The 20841-nt window shown below is 44.5% G+C and carries 18 protein-coding genes; 7 read left to right on the top strand and 11 right to left on the bottom strand.

Going from position 1 to position 20841, the window contains the following annotated elements:
* Positions 1 to 5: 5 nt before the first annotated feature.
* The 4 genes from def to B3014_RS09180 all read right to left on the bottom strand — a co-directional run bounded on the left by def (position 6) and on the right by B3014_RS09180 (position 4508).
* Positions 6 to 545, bottom strand: coding sequence for a peptide deformylase (def, locus tag B3014_RS09195; protein WP_289244035.1), 540 nt, complete (start codon positions 543 to 545; stop codon positions 6 to 8).
* Positions 542 to 1180 carry a 2OG-Fe(II) oxygenase gene (locus B3014_RS09190; RefSeq protein WP_286305462.1) on the bottom strand — a complete coding sequence of 213 codons (639 nt, stop codon included), beginning with the start codon at positions 1178 to 1180 and terminating at the stop codon, positions 542 to 544. Before B3014_RS09190 ends, def begins: the two co-directional genes overlap by 4 nt.
* Before the next feature lie 153 nt (positions 1181 to 1333).
* The gene (locus B3014_RS09185; protein WP_289244034.1) at positions 1334 to 2563 is read right to left on the bottom strand and encodes a nucleoside recognition domain-containing protein; all 1230 of its coding nucleotides are present in this window, start codon (positions 2561 to 2563) and stop codon (positions 1334 to 1336) included.
* A gap of 112 nt (positions 2564 to 2675) precedes the next feature.
* Positions 2676 to 4508 carry a DEAD/DEAH box helicase gene (locus tag B3014_RS09180; protein ID WP_286305460.1) on the bottom strand — a complete coding sequence of 611 codons (1833 nt, stop codon included), beginning with the start codon at positions 4506 to 4508 and terminating at the stop codon, positions 2676 to 2678.
* Between the two features lie 193 nt (positions 4509 to 4701).
* Here B3014_RS09180 and B3014_RS09175 point away from each other — a divergent pair, with 193 nt between their 5' ends.
* The gene (locus B3014_RS09175) at positions 4702 to 4911 is read left to right on the top strand and encodes a dodecin (RefSeq protein ID WP_007145985.1); all 210 of its coding nucleotides are present in this window, start codon (positions 4702 to 4704) and stop codon (positions 4909 to 4911) included.
* 23 nt (positions 4912 to 4934) lie between these two features.
* Positions 4935 to 6359, top strand: a complete 1425-nt coding sequence (locus B3014_RS09170; RefSeq protein ID WP_289244033.1) for a dihydrolipoyl dehydrogenase — start codon at positions 4935 to 4937, stop codon at positions 6357 to 6359.
* A gap of 47 nt (positions 6360 to 6406) precedes the next feature.
* On the opposite strand, the gene B3014_RS09165 is transcribed toward B3014_RS09170, so the two are convergent.
* From B3014_RS09165 to msrB, 3 genes are all read right to left on the bottom strand, one after another.
* Positions 6407 to 8008 (bottom strand): ABC-F family ATPase, encoded by a 1602-nt coding sequence (locus tag B3014_RS09165; protein ID WP_289244032.1) that lies wholly within the window; start codon positions 8006 to 8008, stop codon positions 6407 to 6409.
* A 65-nt stretch (positions 8009 to 8073) separates the two neighbouring features.
* A complete protein-coding gene (locus B3014_RS09160) occupies positions 8074 to 8334 on the bottom strand; it encodes a GIY-YIG nuclease family protein (RefSeq protein WP_286305457.1) in 261 nt (86 codons plus the stop codon).
* Positions 8318 to 8716, bottom strand: coding sequence for a peptide-methionine (R)-S-oxide reductase MsrB (gene msrB, locus B3014_RS09155; protein ID WP_286305456.1), 399 nt, complete (start codon positions 8714 to 8716; stop codon positions 8318 to 8320). The genes B3014_RS09160 and msrB overlap by 17 nt, the downstream gene beginning before the upstream one ends.
* Before the next feature lie 521 nt (positions 8717 to 9237).
* Here msrB and B3014_RS09150 point away from each other — a divergent pair.
* A complete protein-coding gene (locus B3014_RS09150; protein WP_289244031.1) occupies positions 9238 to 9711 on the top strand; it encodes a hypothetical protein in 474 nt (157 codons plus the stop codon).
* A 5-nt stretch (positions 9712 to 9716) separates the two neighbouring features.
* Here B3014_RS09150 and B3014_RS09145 read toward each other — a convergent pair whose 3' ends face one another.
* Complete coding sequence (locus B3014_RS09145; protein ID WP_289244030.1) at positions 9717 to 11168, bottom strand: sensor histidine kinase; 1452 nt, start codon at positions 11166 to 11168, stop codon at positions 9717 to 9719.
* A gap of 8 nt (positions 11169 to 11176) precedes the next feature.
* Positions 11177 to 11863, bottom strand: a complete 687-nt coding sequence (locus B3014_RS09140) for a response regulator transcription factor (protein ID WP_286305452.1) — start codon at positions 11861 to 11863, stop codon at positions 11177 to 11179.
* Positions 11864 to 11979: 116 nt separating this feature from the next.
* Between B3014_RS09140 and B3014_RS09135 the strand changes: the two genes are divergently transcribed.
* Positions 11980 to 12504: a Spy/CpxP family protein refolding chaperone gene (locus B3014_RS09135; RefSeq protein WP_289244029.1), complete on the top strand. Its 525-nt coding sequence runs from the start codon at positions 11980 to 11982 to the stop codon at positions 12502 to 12504.
* 67 nt (positions 12505 to 12571) lie between these two features.
* On the opposite strand, the gene B3014_RS09130 is transcribed toward B3014_RS09135, so the two are convergent.
* A complete protein-coding gene (locus B3014_RS09130; RefSeq protein WP_286305450.1) occupies positions 12572 to 13066 on the bottom strand; it encodes a hypothetical protein in 495 nt (164 codons plus the stop codon).
* 179 nt (positions 13067 to 13245) lie between these two features.
* On the opposite strand from B3014_RS09130, the gene ung reads away from it, so the two are divergent.
* From ung to B3014_RS09115, 3 genes are read left to right on the top strand one after another with little or no spacing between them, the layout of a single operon-like run.
* Positions 13246 to 13932 carry a uracil-DNA glycosylase gene (gene ung / locus B3014_RS09125; protein ID WP_289244028.1) on the top strand — a complete coding sequence of 229 codons (687 nt, stop codon included), beginning with the start codon at positions 13246 to 13248 and terminating at the stop codon, positions 13930 to 13932.
* A 43-nt stretch (positions 13933 to 13975) separates the two neighbouring features.
* Positions 13976 to 15871 (top strand): ATP-binding cassette domain-containing protein, encoded by a 1896-nt coding sequence (locus B3014_RS09120; protein WP_289244027.1) that lies wholly within the window; start codon positions 13976 to 13978, stop codon positions 15869 to 15871.
* 2 nt (positions 15872 to 15873) lie between these two features.
* Positions 15874 to 17769: an ATP-binding cassette ATPase Uup gene (locus B3014_RS09115; protein WP_289244026.1), complete on the top strand. Its 1896-nt coding sequence runs from the start codon at positions 15874 to 15876 to the stop codon at positions 17767 to 17769.
* Positions 17770 to 17775: 6 nt separating this feature from the next.
* On the opposite strand, the gene amt is transcribed toward B3014_RS09115, so the two are convergent.
* On the bottom strand, positions 17776 to 20826 hold the full coding sequence (amt, locus tag B3014_RS09110; RefSeq protein WP_289244025.1) for an ammonium transporter: 3051 nt from the start codon (positions 20824 to 20826) through the stop codon (positions 17776 to 17778).
* Positions 20827 to 20841: the final 15 nt, after the last annotated feature.

Below are 20841 nucleotides of genomic sequence, written 5' to 3'. Positions count from 1 at the left end.
GGTTTTTAACTCTCTGTTCTTGTCATCATTAGTTTCTGCCACTCTTGTTCCATCATGATGTCAAAATTTGTCTCAACACGGTCAAGAAAAACATGTCCTTGCAGATGATCAAATTCATGCTGAAAAACACGTGCTAGAAAATCATCATAATGCGTTTCGACCCATTCTGCATGACGCATTTGGTAACGAACCTGTATATGTGTGTGACGCGGAACTAAACCACGAATACCGGGTAAACTCAGACAACCTTCCCAATCTTTTTCTTGTGTATTTGAGGTAGTAATAATCTCTGGATTAATGACAAAAAACGCAGGTATATCAGGCGCATGCGGATAACGGGCATTAGGATGGGAAGACATGATAAAAAAACGTTGTGAGATGCCCACTTGTGGCGCTGCTATGCCCATGCCACCTTTTTCAAGAACAAATTCCATGAGCGCATCGAGTTGAGCCTGGAACTCAGGATTTAGAATATCTTCAACTTTTTCAGTTGCTTGGCGAAGCACTGGGTGCCCTAACTGAAAAATAGTGAAGTCTTTTGTCATATCAACGGGGCTTGTAAAGGATCATGTAATCGGAACCAACCAGCAATACTGTAACGATCTCGACAGCTTTTGACTACTTCATGAGGAAACTCCTCACTCAAGAAAATAACAAAACTGCCAAAATTTGGGTTGACCGTCTCAATGACAGTGTTAGTCTCAGGCGCATAAATTAACAACTGACCGCCATCTTCTTCCTGCCATTCTGGGTTGAGATAGAGCACGGTAGTTAAAACCCGGTTAGATTCACCTTTAAAAGCATCCATATGTTTTTTATAAAAAGCGCCGGGTGCGTAATGTGCGTAGTGAGCTTCATAGTCAAACAAGCCCATAAACAGTCGGCGGTTTATAGCGAGCCTAAACTCTGACATTTGATCGAGATAAGCCTTATCAGTGCTATTGTCTGGGGTTAACCAACGAGTTTGATCACGTCGAACAGCGTTATTCAACTGAAAATCCTGTTCTCGTCCAATACCTGCGCGTTTGAAATCATCATCATCTAAATTCATGACACGCTGATGAAGGGCATGATTAAGATTAGCGTGAAGAAGTTGTGGAAGAACACAGTAGCCGCGATCGGCGATGGTATCGGCGATAAGATCGTACGCTGACTCAGTAGGTTGTAGTAGTGGCTTCAAGCATGGAATCTCCAAACGGACAAATAAAACCAGACCAATTACTTAGATGGAGTGCTGTTAGTCGGGTGACCTGCTGGTTCCATTGAGGTAAGGGGTTGAACAGGTTGCAAAATTTAGCAAATTTTTCTTGGGTAGGTATGTTTTTTTTACTTACTAGCCGAAAAACCAATAGGCGACAGTGATAGCCGCCAAAATGCCAGCTATATCTGCGGCGAGTCCACAGCCGATAGCATGACGGATGTGCTTGATACCAACAGAGCCAAAATAGACTGCTAAAACATAAAAGGTGGTTTCAGTACTTCCCTGAACAATAGCCGAAAGTCGTCCGGAAAATGAGTCTGCACCATAGGCTTGCATCGTATCGACCATCATTGCTCGTGCGCCGCTGCCACTAAAAGGCTTCATCAATGCGGTGGGTAAGGCTTCTATAAAGCGGTCATCTAAACCCAGGCTCAAAATAATATAGCGTAAGCCTTCAGCAAGCATATCCATAGCACCGCTGGCGCGAAATACACCAATAGCTACGAGCATAGCTACCAGATAGGGAATAATGGTGATGGCTGTTTCAAACCCTTCTTTTGCCCCATCAACAAAGGCATCGTAAGCATTGATCCTTTTTTTCCAGGCGGCTGTGATAAATATAATGATCAGGGTAAATAAAATCAGGTTACTGATTAACGACGATTGGCTGACCATTTCTTGCTGCGGTAGATGAGAAAAATAGATGAGTAAGGCCAGCACAAACGCTGTGAAACTACCCAGATAAGCCAAAATAACACGATCCAGAAGATTAATTTTCTGTACCCATGCCACACTGAGTAAACCAACCAAAGTAGAGATATATGTGGCAATTAGAATGGGAATAAAGACATCGGTTGGGTTGGCTGCGCCCATTTGTGCACGATAAGTAAAGATGGTGACGGGAAACAAGGTGACAGCAGAGGTATTAATCACCAGAAACAGTATTTGGGCATTACTGGCAGTATCTTTGAACGGATTTAATTTCTGTAGTTCCTTCATGGCTTTGATGCCCAGCGGCGTCGCGGCATTATCCAGACCAAGTGCATTAGCAGAGATATTCATCACCATGGCCCCAATAGCTGGATGGTTTCTGGGAATATCGGGCATGAGGCGTTGAAATAATGGTGTTAAAGCCGCCGTCAGTAATTGAATAAAGCCGCTTCGCTCCCCGATTTTCATGATACCCAACCATAGTGCCAGCACACCTGTCAGCCCGAGAGAAATCTCAAAGGCGGTTTTGGCCAGTTCAAACATGGCTTGCATGAGTTGGGTGAATATTAACTGATCGCCCAGTACCAGTAATTTAAACAAGGCAACGAGAAACGCGATGAGAAAAAAAGCCATCCAGATAATATTCAGCATGCGCGTATTGTGGCATGAGTGTCTGCATTGCGGAAGTTAGTGGGAATAAAGACATAAAAAAGCCCGCTCAGTACGATTCACTTGCGGGCTCTTTTGAGTGCTTATATGGCCTTTAGTCGCGGTTAGCTTTTCTTTGCTTTTTTGCGGCTATGGCTGGACGTTTCTTGGTTTTTCCTGGCGGTCCATTTCGGCGAGGTTTTCTTTCTGATCTCGCAGATGACATATCTGCCTCAGCGCCGGGCAGACTAATCTCGAGCTGCTTATTATTAACCCAGACTTTTCTTAAATGCTGGAAAATATCTTTTGGCATACCATCAGGCAAATCAACCAGGCTGTGATCCTGATTAATCGTAATACGGCCAATCATACGACTATCCATACCAGCTTCATTGGCGATAGCACCCACGATATGCTTTGGCTCGACATTCTGTTCTACACCGACCTCGATCCGGTATGTCTTCATACCTTCTTCAGCCTGATGAGCTGCCTGACGGCGAGGACTACGTTCTGCTCTTGGTGGTCTTTCTGAACGCATACCACGTTCACCACGATTCGCTCGTTCAGGACGATCACCACGCTCAGCTCGCTCTCTAGGTTGTTTGCGTTCTGAATGGACAACAGGAGGATTTAAAGGACGACTTTTCTGTACCTGGAAGGCAAGGGCGGCAGCCATTTCAATCGGATCCGCATTATGTTCTTCTTGATACTGACGAATCAGATTTTCAAAAAAAGCGAGATCTTGAGATTCAATGGTTTCTGTCAGGTCTTGTTTAAAGGCCATAACACGACGGTCAGCAATATCTTCGCTACTAGGCAGTTGCATCCGAGTAATCGTCTGTTTAGTGGCTTTTTCAATCGCACCCAACATACGTTTTTCACGAGGAGAGACGAATAAAATCGCTTCACCTTTACGGCCTGCACGACCCGTTCTACCAATACGGTGAACGTAAGATTCGGTGTCATAAGGAATATCGTAATTGACGACGTGGCTCATACGTTCGATATCCAGACCGCGAGCAGCCACATCGGTGGCAACCAAGATATCAATCTTGCCTGCTTTCATTCTTTCGATGGTTTTTTCACGTAGCGCCTGATTCATATCACCGTTTAGTGGTGAACTGGCGTAACCACGTGCTTCTAGCTTTTCAGATAAATCCACTGTCGAATTTTTAGTACGCACGAAGATAATCATGCCATCAAAGTCTTCAACTTCAAGAATGCGCGTCAATGCATCCAGTTTATGTAACCCGGTTACCTGCCAGTAGCGTTGTGTGATCGTATCTACCGTCGATGTTTTTGATTTGATATGCACATCAACAGGATTATTGAGATAACGCTGTGCAACACGGTGTATTGGTTTAGGCATGGTGGCTGAGAATAAAGCCACCTGACGTGTTTCTGGTGTTTCTTTCAGAATGGTTTCAACATCATCAATAAAGCCCATGCGCAGCATTTCATCAGCTTCATCCAGAACCAGTGCTTTCAAATCTTCGAGGGGTAATTTACCGCGACGAATCAAATCAAGAATACGACCAGGCGTACCGACGATAACTTGTGGGCTACGTTGTAACTGGCGTAATTGAATGCCCATGCTTTGACCACCATAAACAGGTAACACATGGAAGTTTTTCATATGACGACCATAACCTTGCATGGCTTCAGCGACTTGAATAGCTAACTCACGCGTGGGGGTGAGTACCAAAATTTGTGGTGTCTTTTGACGATCATTCAAACGACTTAATAGAGGTAGAGAAAAGGCGGCCGTTTTACCTGTACCGGTTTGGGCCTGACCCAGCAAATCACGACCTTCTAATAATGGCGTAATACTTTGGGCTTGAATCGGTGACGGTGTTTCGTAACCGGCTTCTTTGATTGCTTTGACAATAGCGGGAGCGATACCCAGCTCACTGAATGAGGGGATCGAGTCAAGTTGTTCTGTGGACATGCAAAAACCTGTGAATGTCAGTTTTGAACGCAAAACTGAGGAGCGGGATGATAAACGGCATATTATACGATCCTGAAATGGCAAAAGATAGAAAAATCATTTGTTTAATGTGATATTGCGCATTTCTGGTAATGTCGGGTTTTAGGTTTTATGATGGAAATTCAAATGACTTTCTGACAGTGAGGAGACAGAGATGAGTGAACATACCTATAAACTGATTGAATTAACCGGTAGTTCAAGTGAAAGTTCCGATCAGGCGATTCAAAATGCCATCAAAAAAGCCGGTGAAACGGTCAAACATATGCACTGGTTCGAAGTGATTGAAACCCGTGGTTATATTGAAAATGATGGTGTGAAATACTGGCAGGTCACCATCAAAGTTGGGTTTAGAATCGAAGATTAAATATCGCTCCTAAAAGGACTATCATGTCAAATACAACCCAGACCGATGTCATTATTATCGGGGCAGGTACCGCAGGTTTAGCCTCGCTCAAGCAAGTGCAGAAGAAAACGGATGCGTTTTTGTTAATTAACGAAGGTGAATATGGCACCACCTGTGCCCGAGTTGGCTGTATGCCATCCAAGCTGCTTATTGAAGCGGCAAATGCTTATCACCGTCGTCATACTTTTGCTGAGTTTGGTATCCAGAATGCGGAACAACTCAGTATTGATATACCGGCGGTATTACGCCGGCTGCGTCATATACGAGATTATTTTGTTTCCAGTACATTAAAGTCGATCAGTCAGATTGAGGATAAGGTGATCACCGGTCGGGCCACGCTCACAGGGCCCAACACTGTCAGAGTGAACGATGATGTGTATACCGCCAAAAAGATCATTATCGCCACTGGCTCCAGACCTGTACTACCGCCTGAGTGGGAGCAAATAGGCAACAATAAAATTCTCACCACCAATATCTTGTTTGAACAAACTGATTTAAAGCCCAGGATCGCTGTTATCGGTCTGGGGGCTATTGGTATTGAAATGGCTCAGGCTCTGTCACGATTGGGTATCGAAGTCACGGCATTTGGCGCAGAGTCTATGTTGGCGGGACTGACAGATAAAAAGGTCAGTGAGGCATTGCACGAAACACTGGCTAAAGAATTTACGCTCTACACAGAAACTGAAGCGGATTTAGAGGAGACTGAAAACGGGGTCAAAGTCATCACTCAGAAAAGTGAATTGGAAGTGGATCAAGTGCTGGTAGCAGTGGGTAGACGCCCCAATCTGGATGGCATGGGACTGAATAAACTGGATGTTAGCCTCAATGACAAGGGGATGCCAGACATTAATCCGAATACGACTCAAATAGAAGGCTCAGCGGTATTTATCGCTGGTGATGCGGCGGCCGATAAAATGTTATTACACGAAGTGGCTGATGAAGGGCGTATCGCAGGGCATAATGTAATGAGTGACCATGTAGAAGCCTATTGTCGTCGTATACCTCTCAGTATTGTATTCAGTGAACCAGGCTGTGCTGTGGTGGGGGCTGCTTTGCAACAACTTGATCAGCAGACAATCGTCATAGGGGAAGCGAGCTTTACAGATCAGGGAAGGGCGCGGGCTGCACAACGAAATCAGGGAGTGATGCGGGTTTACTTGGATAAATCATCTGGAAAGATTCTGGGGGCAGAAATGGCTTGTCCTGCGGCTGAGCACATGGCTCATACGCTAGCTTTGGCTATCAGTCAGGAATTGACGGGAACCGAAGTGCTGTCGATGCCAATTTATCATCCGGTACTGGAAGAGGGGATGCGAACAGCTTTGCGTGATGCGAATAAGAAAATACAAACATCACACAGTTTTGACTTATCCCGTTGTGATGCCTTCCAGGCCGAAGCCTTAGATTAATTCAGGCTGGGGGCTTACGCTCCCAGCCTTATGGCTATTTTGCTGAATTAATTTGTTACACCCAGACTTTTTAAATACTCATCATAGCTACCACGGAAGTCCGTAATACCATCGGCTTCCATATCAAAGACGCGTGTCGCGAGTGAAGAGACAAATTCACGATCATGACTGACAAAGATCAGCGTGCCTTCAAATTGTTCTAAAGCCATATTCAACGATTCAATTGATTCCATATCCATATGGTTCGTGGGTTCGTCCATGACCAGAATATTCGGACGTTGCAGAATCAATTTACCGAATAACATCCGACCTTTTTCACCACCAGATAACACATTGGCTTTTTTGTCGATGGTGTGGCCCGAGAATAATAAGCGACCCAGAGTGCCCCTGATGACTTGTTCATCGTCTTCAGGTCCGGCCCATTGAGACATCCATTCAAACAGGGTCAAATCATCTTTAAATAGATGATCATGATCCTGCGCGTAATAACCAATATTGGCATTCTCTGACCATTTCACTTCACCTGATTTAGGTGGAAGCTCGCCTACCAGGGTTTTGACTAAACTGGTTTTACCAATACCATTGGGGCCGATAATGGCAATTTTCTCACCAACTTCAGTCATAAAGCTAAAGTCTTTAAATAATGAGGTTTCATCTGTTTCATAAAACTGGGTGATTTTGCTGACTTCTAAGGCATTACGGAATAATTTCTTTTCCTGATCAAAACGGATAAAGGGATTGACCCGGCTGGAAGGTTTGATATCTTCCAACTGAATTTTCTCCATTTGTTTCTGGCGAGAAGTGGCTTGTTTCGCTTTGGATGCATTCGCAGAGAAGCGAGCAACGAAGCCCTGAAGTTCTTTAATCTGCGCTTTTTTCTTTGCATTATCCGCCATCAAACGTTCACGGGCCTGTGTCGATGCCAGCATATATTCGTCATAGTTACCTGGATAGATTCGCAGTTCACCATAGTCCATGTCGGCCATATGTGTACAAATACTGTTCAGGAAATGGCGGTCATGCGAAATGATAATCATGGTACTGTTACGCTGATTAAGTGTGTCTTCCAACCAGCGGATTGTGTTGATATCCAGATGGTTAGTCGGCTCGTCAAGCAGCATGATATCCGGGTCAGCAAACAGCACTTGTGCCAGTAAAATACGGAGTTTCCAACCTGGTGCGATTTCACTCATCGGGCCGTAGTGCTGTTCAACAGGAATGCCGACACCCAGTAGTAGTTCACCGGCACGTGATTCAGCGGTGTAACCATCCATTTCTGCATACTGACCTTCCAGTTCAGCGACTTTGAGACCGTCTTCTTCACTCATTTCTGGCAGGTTATAAATGCGGTCACGCTCAATGTGGACTTCGTATAACTCAGGTTGCCCCATGATTACCACATCAATAACGCGTTGATCTTCATACGCGAACTGATCCTGCTTTAACACGGCAAATGATTCATTCACGTCACGCATAACCGTGCCTGAGGTAGGTTCAAGTTGTTTAGCGAGAATTTTCATAAAGGTGGACTTACCACAACCATTAGCGCCAATGAGACCATAACGGTTGCCGTCACCAAATTTGACGGACACATTTTCAAATAGGGGTTTAGCACCAAATTGCATGGTGATATTTGCAGTACTGAGCAAGGCAATATCCTGTTATCTGATTGCGACAAGAATGACGCTGAAAAAAAGCGCCATTATACAGATTGTTAGCGTGTAGCGATAAGGGCTAATTTCGCCTGTCGGCTGAGTTTTTTTATAGCTGCCTCACGTTTGGAAGCTTGACTGCGATCAGGCTGTGTTTCCTGGTAGACAATCTTTTTTGCCTGACTGGTGTGAAAAAAACGCGCACCAGCTTTGCCGGCTTGATGCTCTTGAAATCGGCGCGATAAATCAGTGGTGATACCGGTATAGAGATGACCGTTATCTGCCTCGATGATATAAACCGTCCATTCAGTTTTGGTCGTCAAAATCGAGTGCTACCGAATTAATACAATAACGAAGCCCTGTGGGTGCCGGACCATCGTCGAAGATATGACCTAAGTGTGCATCACAGTGTTGACAGCGTACTTCTGTCCGGTCCATGCCATGACTGTGATCGGCCAGATGGTTGACCACGCCATGAGATATCTGAGCAGAAAAACTTGGCCAGCCGCAACCAGAATCGAATTTATTTTCAGACGAAAACAAGGCTTGTTTACAGCAGGTACATCTATAGACGCCTTGATCATCATGATCGACGTAGATGCCAGAGAATGCGGGTTCTGTGCCAGACTGACGCGTTACATAAAATTGATCTTCGCTCAGTTCTTCACGCCATTCAGCGTCAGATTTTATCAGTTTGTCAGGCATTTTTTGTCAAAGTTGTACCTAGAAAAAATAACATTGTAGGCAAAACACGTAGAAAAATCAGCTCAAAGGGATTTTTTGAAAGCCATCGACGGGGAGTGACTGAAAAAAAAGTTGCCAGCCAAAAGACTGGCAACAAACTCGGATTTCAGATTTAAGAGAGAGGGAGTAGGTCGGCCTTTGTTGTCACAAATTCCTATCAACTCCATCGGTTAATAATGATAATGATTATCATTTAAATTAGCAAGTAGTTTTTTGAAATTAATTGGAGGTTTAGTATTTTTCTATTTAAGTCAGTTGCTTAACTCATAGAAAAAGATCATGTTTTTTGTTTAGGCAGCGTTGTTAGACTAAACATCAGCGTCATTTCTCTGCTCCGTGTGTTCATGAGTCCTTTACATGCTTTTACATAGGTTTACTTTTTCCTGTCTATTATCAATAAGTTAATAGAAATATAGTGTGAGATAACTAAGTGACATAGCTTTAAAGCTATCGTCATCCTTAAAAAGGATAAGGGTAAAGTTATGGCTATAAACGGTCTATCTAATAATCTGCATTATCAATATTCAAGGTCATCGAATATAACTGAGAAGGCCAATGCTATTTATGCAAAGTTGAATGAAGAAGAGCAGAGCTTTCTTGATAAAGACACGATAGAAAAAGCGCTTCAGCAGATAGCGGAAAGTCGAGCCAATACCAATAAATCTTCTTTTTCATTGCAAAATGATGCTAACGAAATAATAGATGGCCAAGGCGTAATTCCTAATAAGCAATATGAACTCGCTAATGAGCTAGCTATACGAATACAGGCGAATGATGGCAAGCCAGAAAAACGGCCTCAAGCATACAATCTTCGTGTTGATGATGTCGGTGTGTTGGTGAGTGATGTCGATACAATTAATCAGAAACCCAAAGCGACGAGTTCAGCTCAAATAAACGATAAAGAAGCGTTAAGCCTTGAAACTAATGTTAAACGCCATGTTTCTTTAACCGCCTAAACGGATTATTTTTTATAGGGTAATTCGACCTCAACTCGAAGACCACCTTCCTGCCTGTTAGCTGCTTTAATTTCACCATGATGTGCACTCACCGCTCGATACGCGATAGCCAAACCTAAACCTATACTGTCATTTCTATGTGTGAGCTGTCCCCGGAAGAAGGGTTTGAATATGGATTCAATATCGGCTTCTGCAACACCAGGACCGTTGTCTTCGATCACAATACATAAACGTTGCTTTATGCTGTCCGTTGTTACCCGCAGAGTGATCTCTGCATTTTCAGGAGAGAACTTAATAGCATTTCTCAGAATATTTTCGATAGCTCTGTGTATCAATTCACTTCTTACAGTAATAAAAATATCTTCAGCAATCGTGTAATGGATTGTTATCTGTTTACTACTGGCTTCAAAACGGGCATCACTGATAATTTCATCCAGCAGATCATTCAAGCTAATCTCCACATGAACATTATCCGTCACGCCAGTCTCCAGACGGGATAAGACGAGTAATTCACCGACCAGATCGCTCATGCGTTGTGATTCCCGCTCTATACGATTCAATATTTCTGGCGTTTTCTCTGGTTGTTGTTCAGCAATACCAATGGCCGCTTGCATTCTCGCCAGTGGTGAACGAAGTTCATGTGAGACATCGTGTAAAAGGCGTTGTTGTGCTGACATTAGATGACTAATCTTTCCGGCCATATCATCAAAATTCTGGCCCAGTTCCACCAACTCATCTCGTCGATGCCCCATTTTGTTCCCTATACGGGTGTTAAGTTGGCCCTCTGCTAACTTTGAGAAAGACTGTCTCAGTAATCCGATGGGCTTGGTAAAGTACCAGGCCAGCAACGCGCTAAAAAAAATCGCTGCAATCAAACCAGAGCCAATCAATAAAACGAGTGGATAGGGCACGGTTTCAGAGGGGGGAGGGGGAATGCGCCTGGTTTCAAAGGGTGGTGTTGGAAAAGGTTCATTGAGCATGGGAGCTGGCCCAAACTCACGTCGCTCATGCGGTGGCCCGATAAAGAGTGTTTCTGATACCCCGCGTTTTATTGGCGAGAAAAAGAGTAATGCATTATTTTCTTTATCAGAAACGTAGCGGATGGCGAGGGGGAACTCCCCCTGCAGAAATAATGCTCGCGCGTAGCCCACAACTTTGGGATCAATAGAGCGACCCAGTACGTCATTCCCCTTATCATCGATGGCATAGACGTCTGGAAATGGTGCATGATGCGCTTTTTCCAAGAAAGTAATTAATGCAGTCTTACCACCATAGCTGAAAATTTCGGCGGCGACTGAGACAAAAGCATGCGCATCAACATCGATTTCCGGATCGGTTTTATTGGCTTGTTCTTGTATGGATTTATGATGTAACCAAACGACCGTTCCCACGCTGAGTCCGGCTAATAATAATGCCAGCCAGAACACAGTAAAGAATTTCCAGAATAACTTACTCATCCTAATGATTATTCCCGAATGAATTGATAACCTTTGCCTCTTATTGTCTGAATATAGGACTGTCCGTCTTGCTGATTGCCCAGTTTCTGACGAATGCTGCTCATATGCACATCAATACTGCGGTCAAACCGCACCAATGGCCGACCCAGTGCGCGTTGAGATAGTTCATCTTTGCTGACAACTTGACCGGCTTTACGCACCAATGCTTCGAGTAGGTTAAATTCAGTACTGGTCAACTCCAGTGGCTTTTCAAACCACAAGGCCTGTCGTTTTTGAGCACTCAGTTGAAGAGGACCTATTTGAATATCCTGTGACTGCATATCCACCATAACAGCATCCATTCGCCGAAGAATCGCACGAATACGAGCAACGAGCTCTCTTGGTGTGCAGGGTTTGGGCACATAATCATCAGCACCAGACTCCAGGCCTATAATACGATCAATATCATCACCCTTCGCGGTGAACATCAGTACCGGAATCAGACTTTTCTGGCGAATTTGTAGCAGGATTTCTGTGCCTGAAATATCTGGCAACATCATATCCAGAATAATCAAGTCAAACGAGCCACTGAGCGCCATTTCCAAACCAACTTTACCGGTTAAGCTACTTTTCACCTGAAACTGTTCTTGCTCCAGATACTCCTCAAATAATTCAACCAATTCAGCATCATCGTCAATGATGAGTACATTCGCCACAGTCAACTCCTTATTCTGTTGATGCTGCCATCATAGAGTGTACTGAATGATGGCTCCAGCTTTAGCAAGCAATCTTTACTTGTTTTTACCTTTCTCTAACCCTCGTTAACATGCTGATGCGTGATACTGGCTCTCAAGTTCAAAGTGATTGGCCTGAAAGTAGGTTAAAGACAATGATAAAGAAAATAATTTTACTGATGATTATTCTGCCTGTTGTTGCCATCGCTAATCCTATGAATGGTGAGGCCAATCACATAAAACATCATGAAGTGCCGTTGATGCACCCAAACATGCAACACAAACCAAAGCCTGATGATGTGGGGTTTTTCTTACACGATCTCAATTTAACTCCGGCTCAAAATTCAAAAATTTTAATGTTGCTGGAAAAAGAGCGCGACTTAATGGAGGAGGATCGAGAGAAGGCACGACAAGTCAGACGCCGCATTCAAGAAATGGCATTGTCTGATGATTTTGATAAGCACAGGCTGGAAAAATTAATTGATCAATCCTTGGTCATTCACAAACGTTATAAGTTAACAAAGGCTCAGTTTTCTCATGAGCTATTTGAAGTGCTTACCGAGCAACAACGCCAAGCATTAAAACTTAAGATGCTGAGTTTTAATGCACCATTTCCCGGCTAGAGAATATGCACGGCTCTCCCTGACCAATCCTCTCTCCCGTCCCAAGTGATAGGGAGAGCTGCTGCATTTATTTCAGTTTTGATAATTGGGTGAGGGCGTACCCTTGATGATAGCCTTTTGACCGCATATTAAAATAGTACTGACAATACGCTGAGAAATTATGAGGCGTGCCTTCGGTTGGCAAGTGGGTAAACATATCTATCAGGCTAACAGCGCTCTCTTCAATACCTATTTCTAACAACATGTCTTCCAACTGTACCGCTCTGTTGGCAATCATGCGTGGACTTTCACGGAAGTGTTGTGAGGCGTGCTTCAAAATTTCAACCCGATGGTCACGATCTGTCACTTCACCTCTCAATGCGGCGGCACTGCGTAAAATCAGCCAGTCTTGAGGTGTCAGATCATCGTAGGCTTCCAGCCATTGGGGTATATCCTCTTTTTCTAGTGGTGATGGCACTGTCGTATCAGAAGCACTCAGGTCATAGTCTTCTTCATTGTTGTCACAGGCGCTTAGGAGCCCAATCATAAAAAGACTGATGAGGATGTGTAAATGTGTTCTCACGAAGGTGACACCTGTAATAAACAATACACATAGGCTAGCATCAGGGAGATGATGACCCTATCGGATATTCTCCTGTTTTATTTAAGGAAAAACTTCTTGTATCGCATTTATCCTGTGAAAGCTGTTTTACAGTCAATAACATTCGGTATCATACCTTGAGTTTTTTGTAAGGAATAAACATGGTTCTGGAACATGCGCCCAGCTGGCAGACCGTTTTGGCGTCAGAATTTGAAGCACCTTATATGCAAAATCTGAAGACGTTTTTACGTCAGCAAAAAGATCAGCATAAAAAAATCTATCCTCATTCCGCTGATTGGTTTCATGCTTTAGAAACCACCCCACTTGATGAGGTAAAGGTCGTCATTCTCGGACAGGATCCTTACCATCAGCCAGGTCAGGCTCATGGCTTATGCTTTTCGGTCAAACCCGGTGTCAAAGTGCCGCCATCACTGGTGAATATTTATAAAGAGCTAGAGGCCGATCTCGGTGTGATGCCTGTCAAACATGGCTATCTGGAGTCGTGGGCGAAGCAGGGCGTCTTGTTACTCAATGCGGTATTAACCGTCGAAGATTCAAATGCCAATGCCCATCAAGGTAAAGGCTGGGAACAGTTCACTGATAAAGTCATCGAAACCATAAATGCACGACGTGAAAATGTCGTGTTTATGTTGTGGGGTAGCTACGCCCAGAAAAAAGGTAGCGTGATTGACCCGCAGAAACATCTGGTTTTAAAAGCACCTCACCCGTCGCCATTATCTGCGCATCGCGGCTTTCTTGGCTGTCGTCATTTCAGTCAGGCGAATGACTATCTGACACAACATGGGCTATCACCCATAAACTGGCAGTTACCCGAGACCGCATCGTAAGAAATTCTGCTAGACAGGCCCGGGCCTTGATACAATTCGTGCCATGATAAAGTTCAATCAAGTCTCTCTTCGTCGCGGCACGCAATTACTGTTTGAATCAGCCAATCTTATTGTTCACCCCGGACAGCGGGTTGGTCTGACTGGTGCAAACGGTACCGGTAAATCCAGTTTGTTTGCGATGTTACGTCAACAACTTCATGCCGATACCGGTGAGGTGTCGATTCCTGATGTCTGGACCATCGCTCATGTGGCCCAGGAAACACCGGCGGTGGACACTTCTGCACTGGATTATGTACTGGAAGGTGATGCGGAGTTAACTGAATTGAACCAACAACTGGCTGGAGCAGAAGCCAATCATGATGGTCACCTAGTCAGCGTGTTACACGATAAATTGGCCGCGATTGATGCCTACACAGCAAATAGCCGTGCAGGCAAACTGTTACATGGCTTGGGTTTTACGGCTGAGCAAGAGAGCTGGCCTGTTACCGCTTTCTCAGGTGGCTGGCGAATGCGACTCAATCTGGCACAAGCATTAATGTGCCGTTCTGATTTATTACTCCTGGACGAGCCAACTAACCATCTGGATTTAGAGGCCGTTTATTGGCTGGAAGAATGGTTGCGAGCATACCCTGGTACGTTAATCGTGATTTCGCATGACCGCGATTTTTTGGATCGGGTCGTCACACATATCGCGCACATTGAACAACAGCGTGTAAAACTATACACCGGTAGCTACTCAGACTTTGAACTGGCTCGAGCTGAACATCTAGCAAATCAACAAGCAGCCCATCAAAAGCAACAGCGTGAAATTGCCCATATGCGCAGTTTTGTGACGCGCTTTAAGGCCAAAGCAACAAAAGCTCGACAAGCCCAGAGCCGTATTAAAGCGCTGGAGCGAATGGAATTAATCGCACCAGCCCATGTGGATTCACCGTTTCATTTTGAATTTTTCCCGCCAAGTCGTCTGGCCACACCTTTGTTGGATTTAGATAAAGCGTCGGTGGGGTATGATGAAAATAAGCCTCTGATCAGCAATATCAAAATGCGGTTGGCACCGGGAGAACGAATCGGGCTGTTAGGGCCGAATGGGGCGGGTAAGTCGACATTGATTAAGCTCATTGCCGGCGTGTTAGAGCCTCTGAGCGGTAAACGTAAAGAAGGCAAAGAGATTCGCATTGGTTATTTTGCTCAGCATCAGCTGGAACAGCTAAGACCAGATGACAGTCCTTTAAAGCACATCCAACGTTTGAATAAATTGGCTTCAGAACAAGAGTGCCGAAATTTTCTCGGTGGTTTTGGTTTCCACGGTGACAAAGCATTAGAGCCGGTTGCGCCATTTTCTGGTGGTGAAAAAGCCAGATTGGTGCTCGCTATTCTGGTCTATCAGAAACCGGCCGTATTGTTACTGGATGAACCAACCAATCACCTTGATCTGGAAATGCGTTTAGCTTTGACTGTAGCCTTGCAGGATTTTGAAGGCGCACTCGTCGTTGTCTCGCATGACAGACATTTACTGCGCACGGTCACCGATGATTTATGGCTGGTGTCGAATGGGCAGGCGACCGTATTTGATGGCGATTTGGATGATTATCGTCAGTGGTTATTAAATAAAGATAAACCGGAAAAAACAGCCGAGTCGTCTACTGCGATTAATAATAAAAAACAGGACAGACAACTCGCCGCTCAGCAACGGCAGAAGCTGCAACCGCTTCGTAACACGGTGAAAAAAGCCGAGCAGAAGATGGAGAAGCTCAATGAAGCGTTATCCACACTAGAAATGCAACTTGCCGACACAGCACTTTATACCGATGCTAACAAGGATAAGTTAAAAGGCTTATTACAACAGCAGGCGGATCTTAAAACACAGCTGGAAGAAACTGAAATGCAATGGTTTGATGCCAGCGAACAATTAGAAGCAGCACAAGCTGCTGAGGAATAACTGTGGCATTACTGTCATTAAAGCAAATCACCGTCAGTTTTGGCGGTCCAAATTTATTAAATAACGTCGATTTTCAACTCGATCGTGGTGAGCGAGTGTGTTTAGTTGGTCGCAACGGTGCCGGTAAATCGACACTGATGAAATTGATTGCAGGTGAAGTCACTGCTGATTCAGGTGAAATGATCGGTATTCAAGACCTCGTCATTTCGCGTCTGGAACAAGAAGTCCCCAGTGGTACACACGGCAAAGTATTTGATGTGGTGGCGGCAGGCTTAGGACAAGTGGCGCCGCTGCTGGTGGAATATCACGATATTATTCATCAACTACAAACAGATAGCTCACAAGCTCTGTTGGATAAACTCGAAAAAGCACAGCATAAAATTGAAGCGGCCGATGGCTGGTCACTAGAGCAACGCGTCGAAACGGTTATTTCCAAACTGTCTTTAGACCCTGATGCAGAATTTGATAGTTTATCTGGTGGTAAAAAACGTCGGGTGTTACTGGCACAGGCATTGGTCAAACAGCCAGATATTCTTTTGCTCGATGAGCCGACTAACCATTTGGATATCGAATCGATCACCTGGCTTGAGGGCTTTTTGAAAAGTTATGGTGGCACAGTCTTGTTTATCACCCATGATCGGACATTCCTGCAGGCATTAGCCACACGTATTGTTCAACTGGATCGTGGCAATCTAGTCAGCTTCCCTGGTGACTATGAAAACTACCTGAAAAAGCGTGAAGAGTTGCTGGCGGCAGAGGCTGAACAAAATGCGCAGTTTGATAAAAAACTGGCTCAGGAAGAAGTCTGGATTCGCCAGGGCATCAAGGCTCGTCGCACGCGTAATGAAGGCCGCGTCAGAGCTTTGGAAGCTTTGCGTAAAGAGCGTAGTCAACGACGTGAGCGTCAGGGAACAGCAAATATTCAACTGCAGGAAGCTGACAGAAGCGGCAAGCTGGTATTAGAGGCTGAACATATTGGCCAAAGTTATGATGGCAAAATGTTGTTTGACGATTTTTCTATTGTCATTCAGCGTGGTGATCGTATCGGTATCATTGGTCCGAATGGCTGCGGTAAAAGTACGCTGTTATCCATCTTGTTGAAAAGAATCGAACCTGAACACGGTTCAGTGAAACTCGGTACCAACCTGGAAATTGCTTTCTTTGATCAATTACGCAGCCAACTCGATGAAGAAGAATCGGTGGTTGAAAACGTGGGACAGGGTAGTGATCACGTAGAAATTAACGGTAGCCGTAAACATATTATTGGTTATCTGCAGGACTTTCTGTTTACGCCTGACCGAGCGAGAACACCGGTCAAAGCCTTATCTGGCGGCGAACGAAATCGGCTGTTACTAGCGAAACTGTTTACCCAACCTGCTAACTTACTGGTGATGGACGAACCGACTAATGATCTCGATGCTGAGACATTGGAATTGCTGGAAGATTTGTTGCTGAACTACTCTGGTACCTTACTGTTGGTCAGCCATGATCGTTCTTTTATTAATAATGTGGTCACCAGCAGTATTGTGTTTGATACCGACGGCGAACTACGTGAATATGTCGGTGGTTATGATGACTGGTTAAGACAACGCACGGAAACACAAAACAACAAACCAAAAGTTGAAACTAAACCTGCAGTTGAAAAGCCAGCGAGTAAACCCGCAAAGAAATCCACACTGACTTATCAGGAAAAACTGGATCTTGAAGCGTTGCCAGCCATTATTGAAAAGCTGGAAATGGAGCAGGAAGCCTTAACAGCAAAGATGTCGGAGCCAGATTTCTATCAGCAAGAGGCAGACAAAGTCAGCCAGGTTCAACAAGCACTGTCTGAATTAGAAGCAAAAATGTCAGAAGCTTTCGAACGCTGGGAGCTGTTGGAGGAAAAGGCCAACAGCTAAGCAGGTTTAAGTCACAGAAAGGTTTTGCTCTAATAACGTCATGACGTGTTTTGCTGCTATCGGCCGGCTGAAATAATATCCCTGATAAACATCGCAGTGGTGTTGTTTCAGGAACTGTAATTGTTCCTGATTTTCAACGCCTTCTGCGATGACTTCCAGGCCAAGACTTTTGGCTAATGTAATAATCGCTTTGCAAATCGCGGCATCTTCAATATTGATACTGCACTCTCTAATGAAGGCCTGATCAATTTTCAGCACATCCACAGGAAATTTTTTCAGGTAACTGAGTGAGGAATAGCCGGTGCCAAAATCGTCGATCGATAAGCGGATATCCGTTTTTTTCAACGCTGACAAAGCCGCAATACTTTCTTCTGTGTTGCCGGTTAATACACCTTCAGTAATCTCAAATTCCATCATGTCGCCGCGGATGCCATACTGCGTCATCAGTTTTTCAACATAAGCGCTTAATGTATTGGAGTGCAGGTGATGACCTGAGATATTGATGGCGATGGGTAATAGGGTCGCACCGGCATCACGCCATGCTGACAACTGCTTGATGACATTTTCAATGACCCATTCCCCCACATCTATGATCATATTGGATTCATCAATAACCGGAATAAAGTCACCAGGCATGATTAAGCCATGATCCGGGTGTTTCCAGCGTAATAAGGCTTCAAAACCGACTACTTCACTGGTTTCACAAGACACTTTTGGTTGATATTCCAAAAATAACTGATTTTTCTTGATAGCATCAGGTAATGCATGTTCAAGTTGAAAATGTTGCAGCGATTTTTCGCTCATTTCTTCAAGGAAAACGCGATAGGTGTTGCGTCCTGCCTGCTTGGCTTTGTACATAGCAATGTCAGCGTGCTGTAACAGCTGTTCAGCTTGAACCTGACCGTTTACGGATATAGCAATACCAATGCTGGTAGGCACGACCAGATTTTGTTGAGCCAAGGTCACTGGAGCCCGCATCACACTCAAAATATCCATGGCTTTGCTTTCGGCATTCTCGAGCGTGATATCACCAGACAGGACAATGACAAACTCATCACCACCCCAGCGTCCAACCAGATCAAGTTCTCGTGTTACTTTACCGAGACGATGAGCGACTTCGCATAACAGTTCATCACCGGCTTTATGACCTAGATTGTCATTAATCTTTTTGAACTGATCTAAATCCAGAAACATCAACACGACCGAACCGGGGGTTTGTTGATGATATTGCAGTAGCTGTTTTAAATGGCTCATAAAATAAGTACGGTTATAGAGCCCGGTGAGCGGATCGTTATAAGCCAGTTGTTTAAGGCGATTCTGTAGCTTTATTTGCTGGGTAATATCACGGATATGCAAGGTATATTCGACACGCGGCTGTGTTGTGTCTGTAGTTTGTGTGATGACTACTTCAGCAGGAAACTCTTCGCCATCACTTCGTGTTAACTCAGCAATATTGTGTCGTTTCAGCACCAATCCATCACCACTGACAAAGCCTTGTGATAAATTATTCATCGCTGCAGTACGAGACTGTTCAGTAATAAATAAAGCAAAAAAGTTTTGTCCCATCACTGAGCGCTTCGACATACCAAAACACTGCTCAGCAGCTGGATTAAACTCAATAATTTCTCCGCGTTCGTTGACAGTCACAATACAATCCATGGCTGCCTGCAAAATGGCACCTTTTCGAAACTCACTCTCTTTATAAGCAGAGAATGCTTGATCGCGTTGTTTTATCTCTTGATTAACCTTATCTATAACGCGATTGTATTGTTGAGCAATTTGACCCACTTCAGTGAAAGGCTCAACAGGGACAGTAGATGAAAAATCAGACTTTTGTTGCTGGTGATGCATGGCAGCAAGAAGGTCAAAAACTTCGGTACTGACACGGTGCTCCGCCACATTGAGCCCGATTAATTCTGCATTCGCATCAACACGCAGTGGATAAAAGTGATTGATTATTTTGAACACTACATAGGCAATGACAAAACTGTAAAGACCGATGCTGGCAATCCCTAAAAGTTGCACTTCTAACTGATCTAATCGACTCAACCCTGTACCAATTTTGGCAGGATCGCCCAGTAATGCGAGTGCAACCGTACCCCAGATACCTGCAAATAAATGCACAGGAATAACACTGATAGCATCATCGATCTTTTTCCACTCGAGCAGCTTGTCACCATAAAAGACGATAATCCCACCAATGATGCCAATTAAAAACGCCTGGTCACTGCTCACTGCATGACAGTTTGCTGTAATAGAGACTAAACCGCCTAATACGCCGTTAATAATCATTAATACATCAACATAGCCGTCGGAGATGTATTTCAGAAGGGTGGTTGAGATACCACCCCAAAGTGCGGCAACTAAAGTATTGAGTAATATACTGGGCACATTATCTGACCAGGCCAGTGTGCTGCCACCATTAAAGCCAAACCACCCAAACCAGATAAGCATCGCACCTAACACGGCCATGGGCAGATTGCTGCCAGGGATACGCCGGTTATCGACATCATAGCGTCCAATACGTGGCCCAATGATCAAAATAGCCGCTAAGGCTACCCAGCCACCGACAGAGTGCACAACTGTTGAGCCAGCAAAATCAACAAATCCCAGCATTTCAAGCCAGCCTGTGGGAGTGCCTGTGAAAATACCTGCCCAGGCCCAATGACCGATAATAGGGTAGATACATAAGGTGATAGTCACTGTAATAATCACATAACCAATATAACTGGTGCGTTCGGCTACGGCACCAGAAACCAGGGTGGCGGCAGTGCCGCAGAACATCATCTGAAAAATAAAGAAAGTGGTGGCATTAGCTGTGGGGGTATCCCCAAACATAAAATGGCTTAAACCAAAAAAGCCAGAAACACTATCCCCAAACATAATGCCAAAGCCAATTAACCAAAAGATGGCGCTGGATATAGTAAAGTCAGTGATATTTTTTGCGGCGACGTTAATGCTGTTTTTACTGCGGACCAAGCCACTTTCCAAACAGAGAAATCCGGCCTGCATAGTAAACACAAGGCAAGCTGAGCAAAGTAACCATAATGTATCCACGACTGGGGGTACCCT

This window comes from Methylophaga sp. UBA678 (assembly GCF_002299105.1).
GTDB lineage: Bacteria > Pseudomonadota > Gammaproteobacteria > Nitrosococcales > Methylophagaceae > Methylophaga > Methylophaga marina.
Note: the sequence above shows the minus strand (reverse complement) of the source record. Positions and strands in the feature narration are given on the sequence as shown.